Here is a 15,697-nt window from a genome sequence, read left to right as displayed (position 1 = left end):
CTTAATGGCGATGACACCGGGGCTACATAGCCTGACTTTGCACAACACGGCTAGACAAAGAAAGTCGATTCGCTGTAGCCCAAAGACGGGTGAGCAGCCCGCACGGAGATTCGCCATGACTCAGATCGCCCGCATTAGCGACACCGGCAACGAACGCCGCCTGCAAGCCGAACGCCTGGTGGGCGCCGAGGCTCTGCAGGAAGCCCAGGCCTTGCGCTTCAACGTGTTCAGCGGCGAATTCAACGCCAGGCTCAAAGGCGCTGAACTGGGTCTGGACATGGATGACTACGACGTTCACTGCGCCCACATCGGCGTGCGTGACTTGAATACCGGGCGCCTGGTGGCAACCACCCGTTTACTCGACCACACGGCTGCCAGCAGCCTGGGCAAATTCTACAGCGAAGAAGAGTTCAGCCTCCACGGTCTGGTGCACCTGCAAGGCCCGATCCTGGAAATCGGTCGCACCTGTGTCGACCCGGCCTACCGCAATGGCGGCACCATCGCCGTGCTCTGGGGCGAACTGGCCGAAGTCCTGAACCAGGGCGGCTACAGCTACCTGATGGGTTGTGCGAGCATTCCGATGCAGGATGGCGGCGTGCAGGCCCACGCGATCATGCAGCGTCTGCGCGAACGCTACCTGTGCACCGAACATCTGCGCGCCGAGCCGAAAAACCCGCTGCCGAGCCTCGACATCCCGTCGAACGTGATCGCCGAAATGCCACCGCTGCTCAAGGCCTACATGCGCCTGGGCGCGAAGATCTGCGGCGAGCCATGCTGGGACGAAGACTTCCAGGTCGCCGACGTGTTCATCCTGCTCAAGCGCGACGAACTCTGCCCGCGTTATGCCAAACACTTCAAGGCGGCTGTGTAATGGGCCGGTTGCGGGTGTACGCGCGAATCGCGCGAGTGCTGATGGTAGTGACGCTGGGCTTGGGCATGGCCAGTGTGTTCGGGCTGTTCGAGCGCTTGGGCATGGCCCATTCGATGGCGCGCCGGCAACGCTGGTCGCGGTTTTTCATGGCCCGCCTGAGCAATGCCCTGCCCTTCGACGTGACTGTCCACGGCGAGTTGCCGAAGGCACCGATGCTCTGGGTCAGCAACCACGTGTCCTGGACCGACATCCCGCTGCTGGGCATGCTCACGCCGCTGTCGTTCCTGTCCAAGGCCGAAGTGCGCACCTGGCCGGTAGCCGGCTGGCTGGCGGCCAAAGCCGGCAGCCTGTTTATCCGCCGTGGCTCGGGTGACAGCCAGTTGATCCGCAAGCAGATGACCCGTCACCTGGAACAGGCACACCCGCTGCTGATGTTCCCCGAAGGCACCACTACCGATGGCCGTTCGCTACGTACTTTTCACGGCCGCCTGCTGTCCGCCGCCATCGATTCAGAAGTGGCGATGCAGCCGGTGGCGATTCGTTATGTGCGTGACGGCGAGACTTGCGCGCTGGCGCCGTTCATTGGCGACGATGACTTGTTGTCGCATCTGATGCGGTTGTTCGCCAATGACCGTGGCGGCGTGGAGATTCATCTGCTCAAGCCAATCGCTTGCGAAGGCCGGGAACGCGCGGCATTGGCGTTCGAGGCGCAGCAGGCGGTGCAGAAGGTGTTGTTCGGGGCGATTCCGGAAAAACAGCAAGTGCCGATGCGCCCAGCTATCGCAGCTTGAAAAACATCCCCTGTGGGAGCGGGCTTGCTCGCGAAGGCGGAATGTCATTCAGCTCAGATGTCAGCTGATACACCGCCTTCGCGAGCAAGCCCGCTCCCACAGGGGTTTTATGGTGTTGGATAGTTCCGGGCAAAATCCTGAAGCTGCGGATAGAACAACCTGAAGTCCTCGCTCAACGGTTCATACAACCGCCGCAATTCCTGCATCGCCGCCGCCAGTTCCTCCGGCCGGGTCAGGCGTCGCGAGATCCCGCGCAACACCTGCTCCAGCACTTCGAATTCCTGATACGAACCCAGCCAGTCATTGGCCACCATGTGCGGCGCAATCCTCGCCAGCCGCTCCGGCAATTGCCGTTCGCTGGACAGCACCCGGTAAACGTCCGAAGTGAACAACGCCAGGGGCCGGTCGGCATACAGCGTCCAGTCCCGGGCCAGGCAATGGTCGAAAAACACATCGAGCACAATACCCGCGTAGCGACGACGGGTCAGGGAGAAGCGCGACAACGCGACGTCCACCAGCGGATGGCGGTCGGTGAACACGTCGATGCTGCGGTGCAACTGGATAGCCCCCTCGATGTCCGGAGCGAACTGCCCTTGCAGGCGTCCCTTGACGAAATCGCCATACAGACTGCCGAGCAATTGGCCGGGACGCTGGCCACCGAGGTGAAGATGTGCGAGATAGTTCATGGGCGCAGCTTAGCACTGCCCCCTTGTCTTGTTACACTCAACATATCGTTATAACTCGATATACCGAAATGTGAGTTGGTCAGAGCCAAATCATATTTGTATATCGCGAAATACCGATTTAAAGTTCGCCTCATCGCGATATAGCGTTTTAAACATCACGAGCCCACATCATGACCATCAATCTCGACGAAATAATAAAAGCCCTGGCACACCCAGTACGGCGAGACATCCTGCACTGGCTCAAGGACCCGACCGTCGAATTTCCCGACCAGTCCCACAGTAACGAGCACGGCGTTTGCGCCGGGCAGATCGATCAACGTTGCGGCCTGTCGCAGTCCACGGTGTCCGCACACCTGGCGACCCTGCAACGCGCCGGCCTGATCAGCAGCCGCAAAGTCGGCCAGTGGCATTTTTTCAAACGCAACGAGGAAACCATCCAGGAATTCCTCAAAACCTTCAGTAAAGAGCTCTGACCCTTAACGTCAGCCAGCCGACAAGGAATTAAACAATGCCCCTCTCGCTACTCATCCTGGCCTTGAGCGCCTTCGCCATCGGCACCACCGAGTTCGTCATCATGGGTCTGCTGCCCAACGTGGCGGCGGACCTCGGTGTGTCGATTCCCGGTGCCGGCTGGCTGGTGACCGGTTACGCCCTGGGCGTGGCCATCGGCGCGCCGTTCATGGCGCTGGCCACCGCCAGACTGCCGCGCAAGGCAGCCCTGGTGGCGTTGATGGGCATCTTCATTGTCGGCAACCTGCTTTGCGCAGTGGCCGGCGACTACAACGTGCTGATGTTCGCCCGTGTGGTCACCGCCCTCTGCCATGGCGCCTTCTTTGGTATCGGTTCAGTGGTAGCCGCCGGCCTGGTGCCTGCGAACAAACGTGCTTCGGCCGTGGCCCTGATGTTCACCGGCCTGACCCTGGCCAACGTCCTCGGCGTACCGCTGGGCACCGCCCTCGGTCAGGAAGCCGGCTGGCGTTCGACCTTCTGGGCCGTGACCGTGATCGGTGTGATCGCGCTGATCGGCTTGATCCGCTTCCTGCCGGCCAAGCGTGATGAAGAGAAACTCGACATGCGCGCCGAACTGGCCGCACTCAAGGGCGGCGGCATCTGGCTGTCCCTGAGCATGACCGCGCTGTTCGCCGCCTCGGTGTTCACCCTGTTCACCTACGTCGCCCCGCTGCTCGGCGAAGTCACCGGCGTTTCGCCCCGTGGCGTGACCTGGACCCTGATGCTCATCGGTCTGGGTCTGACGGTCGGCAACATCATCGGCGGCAAGCTGGCCGACAAAGGCATGGCCGCGACGCTGATCGGTGTGTTCGTCACCATGGCCGTGGTGTCCACCGTGCTGACCTGGACCAGCGTCGCGCTGATCCCTACCGAAATCACCCTGTTCCTCTGGGCCACCGCGTGCTTCGCCGCCGTACCGGCGCTGCAAGTGAACGTGGTGACCTTCGGCAAGGCCGCACCGAACCTGGTGTCGACCCTGAACATCGGCGCTTTCAACATCGGCAATGCCTTGGGTGCCTGGGTCGGCGGCAGCGTGATCGCCCACGGCTTCGGCCTGACCAGCGTGCCGCTCGCGGCAGCCGCACTGGCGGTACTCGCCCTGCTGGTGACCCTGATTACTTTCCGTCAGGGCGGCAATCCCGACCTGGCCCCAGCTACTTCTAACTGATCTCCAAAAGAGAGCCACTAAATGACGACTATTTTCGATCCGATCAAACTGGGCGACCTCGAGTTGGCCAACCGCATCATCATGGCGCCACTGACCCGCTGCCGCGCCGACGAAGGCCGCGTGCCCAACGCGCTGATGGCCGAGTACTACGTGCAACGTGCCACCGCCGGCCTGATCCTCAGCGAGGCCACTTCGGTGACCCCAATGGGCGTCGGCTACCCGGACACCCCGGGCATCTGGTCCAACGATCAGGTGCGTGGCTGGTCCAACGTGACCAAGGCTATCCATGGCGCGGGCGGCAAAATCTTCCTGCAACTGTGGCATGTGGGTCGCATTTCCCACGGTTTGTACCTGAACGATGAAGCCCCGGTCGCTCCGAGTGCCATCCAGCCCAAGGGCCACGTCAGCCTGGTTCGTCCGCTGGCCGACTTCCCTGTGCCGCGCGCCCTGGAAACCGCTGAAATCGCCGACATCGTCGACGCTTACCGCGTCGGTGCCGAGAACGCCAAGGCCGCCGGCTTCGACGGTGTGGAAATCCATGCCGCCAACGGTTACCTGCTCGACCAGTTCCTGCAAAGCAGCACCAACCAGCGCACCGATAACTACGGCGGTTCCCTGGAAAACCGTGCCCGTCTGCTGCTGGAAGTGACCGACGCCGCCATCGAAACCTGGGGCGCCGGCCGCGTGGGTGTGCACCTGTCGCCACGCGCCGACCTGCATGACATGGGCGACGACAACCTGGCCGAAACCTTCACCTACGTCGCAAGCGAACTGGGCAAGCGTGGCATTGCCTTCATCTGCTCGCGGGAGAAAGAAGGTGCCGACAGCCTCGGCCCGCAGCTCAAGGAAGCCTTCGGCGGCCCCTACATTGCCAACGAACGTTTCACCAAGGACAGCGCCAACGCGTTGCTCGCCAGTGGCCAGGCCGATGCAGTCGCCTTCGGTGTACCTTTCATTGCCAACCCTGACCTGCCGGCACGCTTGCAGGCTGACGCGCCGTTGAACGAAGCGCGTCCGGAACTGTTCTACGCCAAGGGGCCTGTCGGTTACATCGACTATCCAACCTTGTAGGCCTGCGAAAAACTCGAATAGCCCGGCGTTTTGGACGTCGGGTTTTTTTTGCTTTAAACAAGCCAAAACCCGCTTGTCATACTTAAATCTCTGACAACTTACCTGCCATCTAAATTTGCATCACACCTGCACGTACCTCAATACAAAATTACAATTAAACCCCAGACAAACCCAACAGAACAATCTAATACTTCACAACGCTTCGCTACAACATTTCGAGCGCCACGGAAAGCCTCTCAATAACTTTAAAGGATTAACAGCATGAACAACAATGGCCCGATAAACGTGCCTCGCATCATTGCACGCACAGAATATGAACCTGATGATTCCAGCATTTTTTCTGCTTCAGCCAGTAAATTCCCCAATCAATACACCATAATGACCATTAACATTTCCAACAACACCGATGGCCCGATCCGGCTCTTGAAAGCAGGCTGGGATTTGACCGGAACCTCGCTATCAGCTTTCGAAATCGAAGCGAACGATGAGCAAACCCTCGATCTTCCTTACCTTCGGGACTTCTCAAGTAATGGAATGTATTACAACAAAAGAAAGTTCGCCCCGATCCTGCAACAGTTCTCGTACATTACCGAAGATGGATTAATATTCACGCTAGCTATTCAGCTGACAGTTTCAGTGGTTTTCGGCGTCCTGCATCCGAACCTGAAACCAAATTGGTCAAAAACAATAACGCGATCCGGCAACAGCAACAGCTCATATAAGGTCACTGCCGACATCACGAAAAAGAATAAAGAGGCGCCCTTCAGTTTTAGCGTCGACTTGATAGTCGGTTGATACTGATCAGATAGAAAAGACGCCGGTGAAAAAACGTATCAAATCAGCTTGCTGATGCATTTTCTTCGCCACATTCCAGGCCCCGGCTCGCAAATCCGGGGTTCTTTTTAGCAGTAGTGGAATCCGCACGAGGTTCACTCCCCATGCAAGCTCGACACAAAATTCCTACAAATTATGTAGCCTGGTAGCTGTCAACCTGGCACACGTCCGTATATAAAAGCCCCCATTGCAAAAAAGGCACGCGAAGTAAAATGATCCTCGGTGACTTCAACGGTTGACTTGCAGGGAGCCAATTTATCATTTTGTTTCATTTGCACAGGCTGGGGCTAAAGCGCAACAGATCCAGCCCGGTATCGACCCAACGCTCGGCTTCGGCGTGCAATTCAAAGCTGTCGGGGGCCAGCAGCCACTGGTACAGGATGCCATCAATATAAGCATGCAAGCTGATCGCGGCGCGGGCCGTGTCGAGGTTTTCCGGCAACTGACCGCGATTCACTGCATTACTCAGGGCCAGACCGATCCGCACATTGCATTCGAGGCTGGCTGACACCCGTTGTTGGCGCAGGTCGCACATTTCATCGGTGAATTCGCACTTATGAAAAAGAATCTCATTGATGCGTCGGGTTTTCGGGTCCAGCGCAATTTGATGAAACAAATGAATCAGCAACTTTCGCATGCAGCCCAGAGGATCGAGTTCGTCTTCGCTTTCGCTGGCCTTGGCCATTTCTTCCAGCGGCTCATGCAGAGTGTCGAGCATGGCCTGCACCAGATCCGCCTTGTTGCTGAAATGCCAGTAGATGGCCCCTCGAGTGACGCCGGCCAGGGTCGCGATGTCCGCCAGGGTCGTGCGTGCCACGCCTCGCTCGAAAAAGGCCTTTTCGGCCGCCACGAGAATTTGCGCGCGGGTTTCCTGAGCTTCCTCTTTGGTACGACGGACCATGGCAGTACAACCTCAATCAGGGTGCTTCAGCGATGCCTGAACATCAGCTGAATAAAAGTGGGGCGAACGTTCCGGGGATTCGTCCCCGGCCTACAATTCCAACCTTTCAACGGCTTGTGTAGCGGCTTGTGTAACGGCGTTGATACGCAGCCTGGGTATTTACAAACAGCCATGTACGTAAGTATATTCCTTAGCAAGCTACTTATCCACTCGGCAAACATTTTTCAACCTTCCACCTTTCTAGTGCGCACCTTGCGTGCCTGACCCGAGGATTTTCATGCAATTCAAGCCAGCTGTTACCGCTCTGGTCGCCGCCGTCGCCCTGGCATCGCTGCTCAGCGGATGCAAAAAGGAAGAGGCAGCACCGGCCGCCCCACCGCCTCAGGTCGGCGTCGTGACTCTGCAACCTCAAGCTTTCACCCTGACATCCGATCTGCCCGGCCGTACCAGTGCGTTCCGCATTGCCGAAGTCCGCCCACAGGTCAACGGCATCATTCTCAAGCGCCTGTTCAAGGAAGGCAGTGACGTCAAGGCCGGCCAGCAGCTGTACCAGATCGATCCGTCGGTCTATGAAGCGACGCTGAAAAGCGCTGAAGCCAACCTGCGCTCGACCAAGTCGATTTCCGACCGCTACCAGCAACTGGTCAACGAACAAGCCGTAAGCCGTCAGGAATACGACACCGCCGTGGCCAACCGCCTGCAATCGGAAGCCGCGCTGCAAACCGCGCAGATCAACGTGCGCTACACCAAGGTCTATGCCCCGCTGACCGGCCGCATCGGCCGCTCCTCGGTGACCGAAGGCGCGCTGGTGAGCAATGCCCAGGCCGATGCGATGGCGGTGATCCAGCAAATCGACCCGATCTACGTCGACGTGACACAGTCCTCGGTCGAGCTGCTGCAACTGCGCCGTGAGCTGGAAAGCGGTCGCCTGCAGAAAGCCGGCGACAACACGGCTTCGGTCAAGCTGACCCTCGAAGACGGCAGCGAGTACAAGCTGGACGGCAAGCTGGAGTTCTCCGAAATCTCGGTTGACCAGACCACCGGCTCCGTCACCCTGCGCGCCATTTTCCCGAACCCTGACCACACCCTTCTGCCTGGCATGTTCGTGCACGCCAAGTTGCTGGCCGGTGTGAACAGCGCGGCGATCCTGGCCCCGCAGCAAGGTGTGACCCGCGACCTCAAAGGTACGCCGACCGCACTGGTTGTCGGCCCGGACAACAAGGTCGAACTGCGTCAACTCAAGGCCAACCGCACCGTCGGTAACCAATGGCTGATCGAAGACGGCCTGAAGGCCGGCGATCGCCTGATCACCGAAGGTCTGCAATTCGTCAAACCTGGCATCGAAGTCAAGGCCAGTGAAGCGACCAACGTAGCCGTAAAGAACCCGGCCCCCGCCCAGGTAGCTGATAAAGCCTCTGGCGGCAAAGGGGAGTAAACCATGTCGAAATTTTTTATCGACCGTCCGATTTTCGCCTGGGTAATTGCCCTGGTGATCATGCTGGTCGGGGCACTATCGATCCTCAGACTGCCGATCAACCAGTACCCGAGCATTGCGCCTCCAGCGATCGCCATCTCCGTGGCCTACCCGGGTGCTTCGGCACAAACGGTTCAGGACACCGTGGTTCAGGTGATCGAGCAACAGCTCAACGGTATCGACAACCTGCGTTATGTCTCGTCGGAAAGTAACTCCGACGGCACCATGACCATTACCGCGACCTTCGAGCAAGGCACCAACTCCGACACCGCGCAGGTCCAGGTCCAGAACAAGCTGAACCTGGCCACCCCGCTGCTGCCGCAAGAAGTGCAACAGCAAGGTATCCGCGTCACCAAGGCGGTGAAGAACTTCCTGTTGGTGATCGGCGTGGTGTCGCGTGACGGCAGCATGACCAAGGACGACCTGTCCAACTACATCGTGTCGAACATGCAGGACCCGATCTCGCGGACCGCCGGTGTCGGCGACTTCCAGGTGTTCGGTTCCCAGTACGCCATGCGAATCTGGCTCGACCCGGCCAAGTTGAACAACTTCAACCTGACCCCGATCGACGTCAAGACCGCCATCGCCGCGCAGAACGTCCAGGTGTCGTCCGGCCAGCTCGGCGGCCTGCCTGCCCTGCCCGGCACCCAGTTGAACGCGACGATCATCGGCAAGACCCGCCTGCAGACCGCGGAAGAGTTCGAAAAGATCCTGCTCAAGGTCAACAAGGACGGTTCCCAGGTTCGCTTGAGGGATGTTGCCGAAGTCGGCCTGGGGGGTGAGAACTACAGCATCAACGCCCAGTTCAACGGTGCCCCGGCTTCCGGCCTGGCCGTGAAACTGGCCACCGGTGCCAACGCGCTTGATACCGCCAAGGCCCTGCGCGCGACCATCGACAGTCTCAAGCCGTTCTTCCCGCAAGGGATGGAAGTGGTGTTTCCGTATGACACCACTCCGGTCGTAACCGAATCGATCAAGGGCGTGGTTCACACCCTGGTCGAAGCGGTCGCGCTGGTGTTCCTGGTGATGTTCCTGTTCCTGCAGAACTTCCGCGCCACCATCATCACCACGATGACCGTGCCGGTGGTATTGCTCGGTACATTCGGCATCCTCGCGGCCGCCGGTTTCAGCATCAACACCCTGACCATGTTCGGCATGGTGCTGGCCATCGGCTTGCTGGTGGACGACGCCATCGTCGTGGTGGAAAACGTCGAACGGGTGATGAGCGAAGAAGGTCTGTCACCCAAGGAAGCCACCAAGAAGTCCATGGGCCAGATCCAGGGTGCGCTGGTCGGTATCGCCCTGGTGTTGTCGGCGGTTCTGCTGCCGATGGCGTTCTTCAGCGGTTCCACCGGTGTGATCTACAAGCAGTTCTCGATCACCATCGTCTCGGCCATGGCCCTGTCGGTACTGGTCGCGCTGATCTTCACCCCGGCGCTTTGCGCCACCATGCTCAAGCCGATTCCCAAAGGCGAGCACGGCGTACCCAAGCGTGGTTTCTTTGGCTGGTTCAACCGCAATTTCGACCGTGGCGTTCGCAGCTACGAGCGCGGTGTCGGCAATATCCTGCAGCGCAAGATCCCGTATCTGCTGGCGTACCTGCTGATCGTGGTTGGCATGATCTGGCTGTTCACCCGCATTCCAACGGCGTTCCTGCCGGAAGAAGACCAGGGTGTACTGTTCGCCCAGGTGCAGACCCCGGCCGGTTCGACGTCCCAGCGCACCCAGGTGGTCGTGGACGAAATGCGTGAATTCCTGCTGCGCCCTGGCAAGGATGGCGGCGAAGGCGATGCGGTGAACTCGGTGTTTACCGTGACCGGCTTCAACTTCGCCGGCCGTGGCCAGAGTTCGGGGATGGCGTTCATCATGCTCAGACCGTGGGACGAACGTAACGCCGACAACAATGTGTTCAAGGTGGCGGCCCGTGCCCAGCAGCACTTCTTCACCTTCCGCGATGCCATGGTGTTCGCCTTCGCGCCACCGGCGGTACTGGAACTGGGTAACGCCACCGGTTTCGACGTGTTCCTGCAGGACCGTGCCGGTATCGGCCACGAAAAGCTGATGGAAGCGCGCAACCAGTTCCTCGGCATGGCCGCACAAAGCAAGATCCTGTCTCAGGTGCGTCCGAACGGCCTGAACGACGAACCGCAATACCAGCTGGAAATCGATGACGAGAAGGCCAGTGCCCTGGGCATTACCATCGCCGACATCAACAACACCCTGTCGATTGCCCTGGGCAGTAGCTACGTCAACGACTTCATCGACCGTGGTCGGGTGAAGAAGGTGTACGTGCAAGGCCAGCCAGGCGCTCGAATGGGCCCTGAAGACCTGCAGAAGTGGTACGTGCGCAACAGCACCGGCACCATGGTTCCGTTCTCGGCGTTCGCCAAGGGCGAGTGGATTTACGGCTCGCCGAAACTGGCCCGTTACAACGGCGTGGAAGCGATGGAAATCCTCGGTGCCCCGGCGCCAGGCTATTCCACCGGTGAAGCCATGCTCGAAGTCGAGGCCATTGCCAAGAAACTGCCGGCGGGTGTCGGTATTTCCTGGACCGGCCTGTCGTACGAAGAGCGCCTGTCCGGTTCGCAAGCACCGGCGCTGTACGCCCTGTCGCTGCTGATGGTGTTCCTGTGTCTGGCGGCGTTGTATGAAAGCTGGTCGATTCCGATCGCGGTGATGTTGGTTGTACCGCTGGGGATCATCGGTGCGCTGATGGCCACCAGCCTGCGTGGTTTGTCCAACGACGTGTACTTCCAGGTAGGTTTGTTGACGACTATCGGTCTGGCGGCGAAAAACGCCATTCTGATTGTCGAATTTGCAAAGGAATTGCACGAACAAGGGCGTAGCCTGCGCGATGCAGCGATCGAAGCCTGCCGCATGCGTCTGCGACCGATCATCATGACCTCGCTCGCCTTCGTCCTCGGTGTGGTACCACTGGCGATATCCACCGGTGCGGGCTCCGGTAGCCAGCATGCAATCGGTACCGGCGTAATCGGCGGTATGATCACGGCCACTGTGCTGGCGATCTTCTGGGTCCCGCTGTTCTTCGTCACCGTGTCGTCCATTGGCCAGCGCAAAATCGCCGACCAGGATGACGCTATTGAAACTTCTAAAGAGGCTGGCTAATGAGCAAGTCGCTACTCTCCCTGGCAGTCGCCGCCTTCGTGCTCGGTGGCTGCTCGCTGATACCTGATTATCAGCAGCCCGAAGCGCCGGTGGCGGGCCAGTACCCGCAGGGCCCGGCGTACTCGCCGGCCCAGGCACCGGCGCAAGCGGCTGCCGAGCAGGGCTGGAAGCAGTTTTTCCATGACCCGGCGCTGCAACAGCTGATCCAGGTTGCCCTGGAAAACAACCGTGACCTGCGTGTCGCGGCCCTGAACATCGACGCGTTCGCGGCTCAATACCGCATCTCCCGTGCCGATCTGTTCCCGGCCGTCTCGGCCAATGGCAGCGGCAGCCGTCAGCGGCTTCCGGCTGATGCTTCCCAGACCGGCGAAGCCGGCATCAGCAGTTCCTACTCGGCAACTGTTGGCGTCAGCGCCTATGAACTCGATCTGTTCGGTCGGGTTCGCAGCCTGAACGAAGAAGCGTTGCAGAAGTACTTCGCCACTGAAGAGGGCCGCCGCAGCACGCAGATCAGCCTGGTGGCCAGCGTCGCCAATGCCTACCTGACCTGGCAGGCCGACAAGGAACTGTACAAGCTGACCCAGGACACCCTCGCCGCCTTCGAGGAGAGCTACAAGCTCACCGCCCGCAGCAACGAAGTCGGCGTCGCCTCGGCCCTGGACCTGGCACAGTCGCGCACCTCGGTGGAAAACGCCCGTGCGCAACTGGCCAAGTACACCCGTCAGGTCGCCCAGGACGAGAACAGCCTGGTGCTGCTGCTCGGCACCGGTGTCCCGGCCAACCTGCAAGCGGCCAAACCACTTGACGACGACCTGCTGAGCGACGTTCCACCCGGCCTGCCGTCGGACCTGCTGCATCGTCGTCCGGACATCCTTCAGGCCGAGTACAACCTGAAGGCCGCCAATGCCAACATCGGCGCGGCGCGGGCTGCGTTCTTCCCGAGCATCAGCCTCACGGCCAATGCCGGCACCCTGAGCCCGGACCTGTCCGGTCTGTTCAAGGGTGGTTCGGGCACCTGGTTGTTCCAACCGCAGATCAACCTGCCGATCTTCAACGCCGGCGCCCTGAGCGCCAGCCTGGATTACTCGAAAATCCAGAAAGACATCGGCGTGGCGAACTACGAGAAGTCCATTCAAACGGCCTTCCAGGAAGTCGCCGACGGTCTGGCCGCCCGCCAGACCTACGTCCAGCAGTTGCAGGCACAGAAAGATTTCGTCAGTGCCAACCAGGACTACTACCGCCTGGCCGAGCGTCGCTACCGCATTGGTGTCGACAGCAACCTGACCTTCCTCGATGCCCAGCGTCAGCTGTTCAGCGCGCAACAGGTGCTGATCACCGACCGACTGGCGCAGCTGGTCAGCCAGGTCAACCTGTACAAGGCCCTGGGTGGTGGCTGGAACGAACAGACGGCGAAGAACGAGCCGTTGAAAGAAGAAGCGCCGAAGATGAAGTATTTCTGATCGCTTAGTAAAACAGTGACGCATCATGAAGCTCGATACTTCATGATGCGTTACTTAAAACACCTTCCACTCGCCAATCATCGAAACAAACTCAACTAACTTTCACATCCGAATACCCGATCGTAAAACTAGTACCATAAACATCAATCTTCCGCTTATCCTCCTTGCCAGTATTATTAAAAGCAAATCGGAAATAACCTTCAATTGATTCAGAATCAATGGATCTGATAGTAAGTGTTCCTTCAGCTGGAGTCCGGGGGTAGCTCGTTGTTCCCTCTCTTTCAAACCGTGCACTCACATCCTTAAGATCATCCGAAATAACGTACGTCTTGCCAGCCTCCAATCCATAGCCCGAAAGATACAGCTCCGTTCCAGCGTGTTCATCCTCTCCTTTGGCAAACAGTGCAAAATGGGGCGCAGACTGTTTCCAGACAAAAAACAATTTCCTTAACTGGATCTCGACTCCCGAATCACTGTCAGGTGGGTCAACCCGAAGAGTCAGATTTATTCTTCCACGGACAGGATGTTCTTTCACCTGTTCGTCGTTCCAATCTTCCGCAGAATTAATCATTATTTCGCTCATGACAATCTCCTAACCGACGTATTAAGATCACATTTCAAAAGACAACCAAAAAAAAATGCTAGACCTCAACATCTTCCAAAACAACTGTCAGATTTAACAGGTTGACACCCCGCCCGCACACATGCAATTTAAAGAGTTAAATAAAACTTAAAGCACATCGTGTTTTTATAAATCTCCGTACACTTCGCCATCCATGAAACGCTACAAAATTTTATGTTCGATAATCGCCCAAAACCCGCCGCCAGCAATTGAACCATCTAGTACATTCCCCGCACCATCCGCTCCACAAGACCAATAACATCAGGTTCGACACCATGTCTGCGCGCCCTGCACCGTCCGGCTGATCACGTTCTTTTTTCCAGACAACTCAATGACTCGTCTGCAATCCCCCCGATTGCGGCCCCCCCCGTTTCATCCCCAAGAATTAGAGAGACCCGAACCCATGACGCCTTCCACCGCGCAGTACCTCGTTCCCGGCCTGATCGCCGCCGCCCTGGCCAGTACCGCCCTGCCCGCCCACGCCGAAGAGTCGGGTTTTGTCGAAGGGGCCAAGGTCAACCTGAACCTGCGCAACTTCTACATCAACCGCAACTTCACCAACCCGACCAAGGCCCAAGGCAAGGCTGAAGAGTGGACGCAAAGTTTCATCCTCGACGCCAAGTCCGGGTTCACCCAAGGCACCGTCGGATTCGGCATGGATGTGCTCGGTTTGTATTCGGTGAAGCTCGACGGCGGTAAAGGCACAGGCGGTACGCAACTGCTGCCGCTGGATCATGACGGTCGTCCGGCGGATAACTTCGGGCGCACCAATGTCGCGTTCAAGGCCAAGCTGTCGCAGACCGAAGTGAAGGTCGGCGAGTGGATGCCGGTGTTGCCAATCCTGCGTTCGGACGACGGTCGTTCGTTGCCGCAAACCTTCCGGGGCGGCCAGATCACGTCGAAGGAGATCAATGGCCTGACGCTCTACGGCGGCCAGTTCCGGCAGAACAGCCCCCGCGATGACAGCAGCATGGACGACATGTCGATGACCGGCAAAGCGGCGTTCACCTCCGACCGTTTCAACTTTCAGGGCGGCGAATACCTGTTCAACGAAAAGCGCACCCAGATCGGCCTGTGGAACGCCGAGCTCAAGGACATCTATAGCCAGCAGTTCATCAATCTGATCCACAGCCAGCCATTGGGTGACTGGACCCTGGGCGCCAACCTGGGTTTCTTCTACGGCAAGGATGACGGCAGCGCCCGTGCTGGCGAGCTGGACAACAAAACAATGTACGGCTTGTTTTCGGCCAAATACGGCGGCAACACCTTCTACGTCGGCCTGCAAAAACTCACCGGCGACAACGCCTGGATGCGGGTCAACGGCACCAGCGGCGGTACCCTGGCCAACGACAGCTACAACTCCAGTTACGACAATGCCCAGGAGAAATCCTGGCAAGTACGCCACGACTACAACTTCGCCGCCCTGGGCGTTCCGGGCCTGACCCTGATGAACCGCTACATCAGCGGTGACAATGTGCACACCGGCACCATCACCGACGGCAAGGAATGGGGACGCGAAAGCGAACTGGGCTACACCGTGCAGAGCGGCGCGCTAAAGGACTTGAACCTGAAATGGCGCAACTCGACCATGCGCCGCGACTACAGCAACAACGAGTTCGATGAGAACCGCCTGATCATCAGCTACCCGATCAGCCTGTTGTAAACACAAAACAAATGTGGGAGCGAGCTTGCTCGCGATGGCGGTGTATCAGGCGACATCAATAGTGAATGTGCCGACGCTATCGCGAGCAAGCTCGCTCCCACAGGTTGTTCACCGTTACCGCTTACTCCCGCGACTCAACCCCCAACTCATCCCACACCGACTCAGCCAGGTGGAACGTCGCATTCGCTGCCGGGATCCCGCAATAGATCGCGCTCTGCATGATCACTTCCTTGATCTCGCCACGGCTCACGCCATTGTTGGCGGCGGCGCGCAGGTGCAGTTTGAGTTCGCCCTCGCGGTTCATGCCGATCAGCATGGCGATGGTGATCAGGCTGCGGGTATGGCGTGGCAGACCCTCGCGAGTCCAGATGTCGCCCCAGGCGTGGCGGGTGATCATTTCCTGGAACTCCGAGTTGAACTCGGTCAGGGTGGTCAGGCTGCGGTCGACGTGAGCATCGCCCAGTACCGCGCGACGGACTTTCATGCCTTCGTCGTAACGTTGTTTCTCGTCCACGGAATA

General features: G+C 58.9%; 14 protein-coding genes. 10 read left to right on the top strand and 4 right to left on the bottom strand.

What is annotated here, in order from left to right:
• The first annotated feature begins 115 nt into the window (after positions 1-115).
• Together olsB and PspS34_RS06195 are read left to right on the top strand one after the other, a co-directional pair.
• Positions 116-871 (top strand): L-ornithine N(alpha)-acyltransferase, encoded by a 756-nt coding sequence (gene olsB / locus PspS34_RS06200; protein ID WP_057400777.1) that lies wholly within the window; start codon positions 116-118, stop codon positions 869-871.
• Positions 871-1,662 carry a lysophospholipid acyltransferase family protein gene (locus PspS34_RS06195; protein ID WP_150812964.1) on the top strand — a complete coding sequence of 264 codons (792 nt, stop codon included), beginning with the start codon at positions 871-873 and terminating at the stop codon, positions 1,660-1,662. Before olsB ends, PspS34_RS06195 begins: the two co-directional genes overlap by 1 nt.
• 107 nt (positions 1,663-1,769) lie before the next feature.
• Here PspS34_RS06195 and PspS34_RS06190 read toward each other — a convergent pair whose 3' ends face one another.
• Positions 1,770-2,348 carry an ACP phosphodiesterase gene (locus PspS34_RS06190; protein WP_090453573.1) on the bottom strand — a complete coding sequence of 193 codons (579 nt, stop codon included), beginning with the start codon at positions 2,346-2,348 and terminating at the stop codon, positions 1,770-1,772.
• A 170-nt stretch (positions 2,349-2,518) separates the two neighbouring features.
• Here PspS34_RS06190 and PspS34_RS06185 point away from each other — a divergent pair, with 170 nt between their 5' ends.
• From PspS34_RS06185 to PspS34_RS06170, 4 genes are all read left to right on the top strand, one after another.
• Positions 2,519-2,821: a helix-turn-helix transcriptional regulator gene (locus tag PspS34_RS06185; RefSeq protein ID WP_008019443.1), complete on the top strand. Its 303-nt coding sequence runs from the start codon at positions 2,519-2,521 to the stop codon at positions 2,819-2,821.
• A 35-nt stretch (positions 2,822-2,856) separates the two neighbouring features.
• Positions 2,857-4,026, top strand: coding sequence for an MFS transporter (locus PspS34_RS06180; protein WP_057716077.1), 1,170 nt, complete (start codon positions 2,857-2,859; stop codon positions 4,024-4,026).
• Positions 4,027-4,047: 21 nt separating this feature from the next.
• Complete coding sequence (locus tag PspS34_RS06175) at positions 4,048-5,097, top strand: alkene reductase (protein ID WP_150812962.1); 1,050 nt, start codon at positions 4,048-4,050, stop codon at positions 5,095-5,097.
• Positions 5,098-5,358: 261 nt separating this feature from the next.
• Entirely contained in the window at positions 5,359-5,892 is a 534-nt protein-coding gene (locus PspS34_RS06170; RefSeq protein ID WP_057716079.1) for a hypothetical protein, read from the top strand.
• A 307-nt stretch (positions 5,893-6,199) separates the two neighbouring features.
• Here PspS34_RS06170 and emhR read toward each other — a convergent pair whose 3' ends face one another.
• Positions 6,200-6,832 carry an efflux system transcriptional repressor EmhR gene (gene emhR, locus PspS34_RS06165; protein ID WP_057716080.1) on the bottom strand — a complete coding sequence of 211 codons (633 nt, stop codon included), beginning with the start codon at positions 6,830-6,832 and terminating at the stop codon, positions 6,200-6,202.
• Between the two features lie 277 nt (positions 6,833-7,109).
• On the opposite strand from emhR, the gene emhA reads away from it, so the two are divergent.
• From emhA to emhC, 3 genes are read left to right on the top strand one after another with little or no spacing between them, the layout of a single operon-like run.
• Entirely contained in the window at positions 7,110-8,267 is a 1,158-nt protein-coding gene (gene emhA, locus PspS34_RS06160) for an efflux RND transporter periplasmic adaptor subunit EmhA (protein ID WP_150812961.1), read from the top strand.
• 3 nt (positions 8,268-8,270) lie between these two features.
• On the top strand, positions 8,271-11,432 hold the full coding sequence (gene emhB / locus PspS34_RS06155; RefSeq protein WP_154861786.1) for an efflux RND transporter permease subunit EmhB: 3,162 nt from the start codon (positions 8,271-8,273) through the stop codon (positions 11,430-11,432).
• The gene (gene emhC / locus PspS34_RS06150; RefSeq protein WP_057716083.1) at positions 11,432-12,892 is read left to right on the top strand and encodes an efflux RND transporter outer membrane subunit EmhC; all 1,461 of its coding nucleotides are present in this window, start codon (positions 11,432-11,434) and stop codon (positions 12,890-12,892) included. The genes emhB and emhC overlap by 1 nt, the downstream gene beginning before the upstream one ends.
• Positions 12,893-12,983: 91 nt before the next feature.
• Here the strand turns inward: emhC and PspS34_RS06145 are convergent, their stop codons facing one another.
• Positions 12,984-13,475 carry a hypothetical protein gene (locus PspS34_RS06145; RefSeq protein ID WP_154861787.1) on the bottom strand — a complete coding sequence of 164 codons (492 nt, stop codon included), beginning with the start codon at positions 13,473-13,475 and terminating at the stop codon, positions 12,984-12,986.
• Between the two features lie 442 nt (positions 13,476-13,917).
• Between PspS34_RS06145 and PspS34_RS06140 the strand changes: the two genes are divergently transcribed.
• Positions 13,918-15,177: an OprD family porin gene (locus PspS34_RS06140; RefSeq protein WP_154861788.1), complete on the top strand. Its 1,260-nt coding sequence runs from the start codon at positions 13,918-13,920 to the stop codon at positions 15,175-15,177.
• 121 nt (positions 15,178-15,298) lie between these two features.
• On the opposite strand, the gene pcaC is transcribed toward PspS34_RS06140, so the two are convergent.
• Positions 15,299-15,691 carry a 4-carboxymuconolactone decarboxylase gene (pcaC, locus tag PspS34_RS06135; RefSeq protein WP_008016493.1) on the bottom strand — a complete coding sequence of 131 codons (393 nt, stop codon included), beginning with the start codon at positions 15,689-15,691 and terminating at the stop codon, positions 15,299-15,301.
• Between the last annotated feature and the right edge of the window lie 6 nt (positions 15,692-15,697).

The organism is Pseudomonas sp. S34 (assembly GCF_009866745.1).
GTDB classification, from domain to species: Bacteria; Pseudomonadota; Gammaproteobacteria; order Pseudomonadales; family Pseudomonadaceae; genus Aquipseudomonas; species Aquipseudomonas jessenii.
This window is presented reverse-complemented; position numbering and strand designations above follow the sequence as displayed.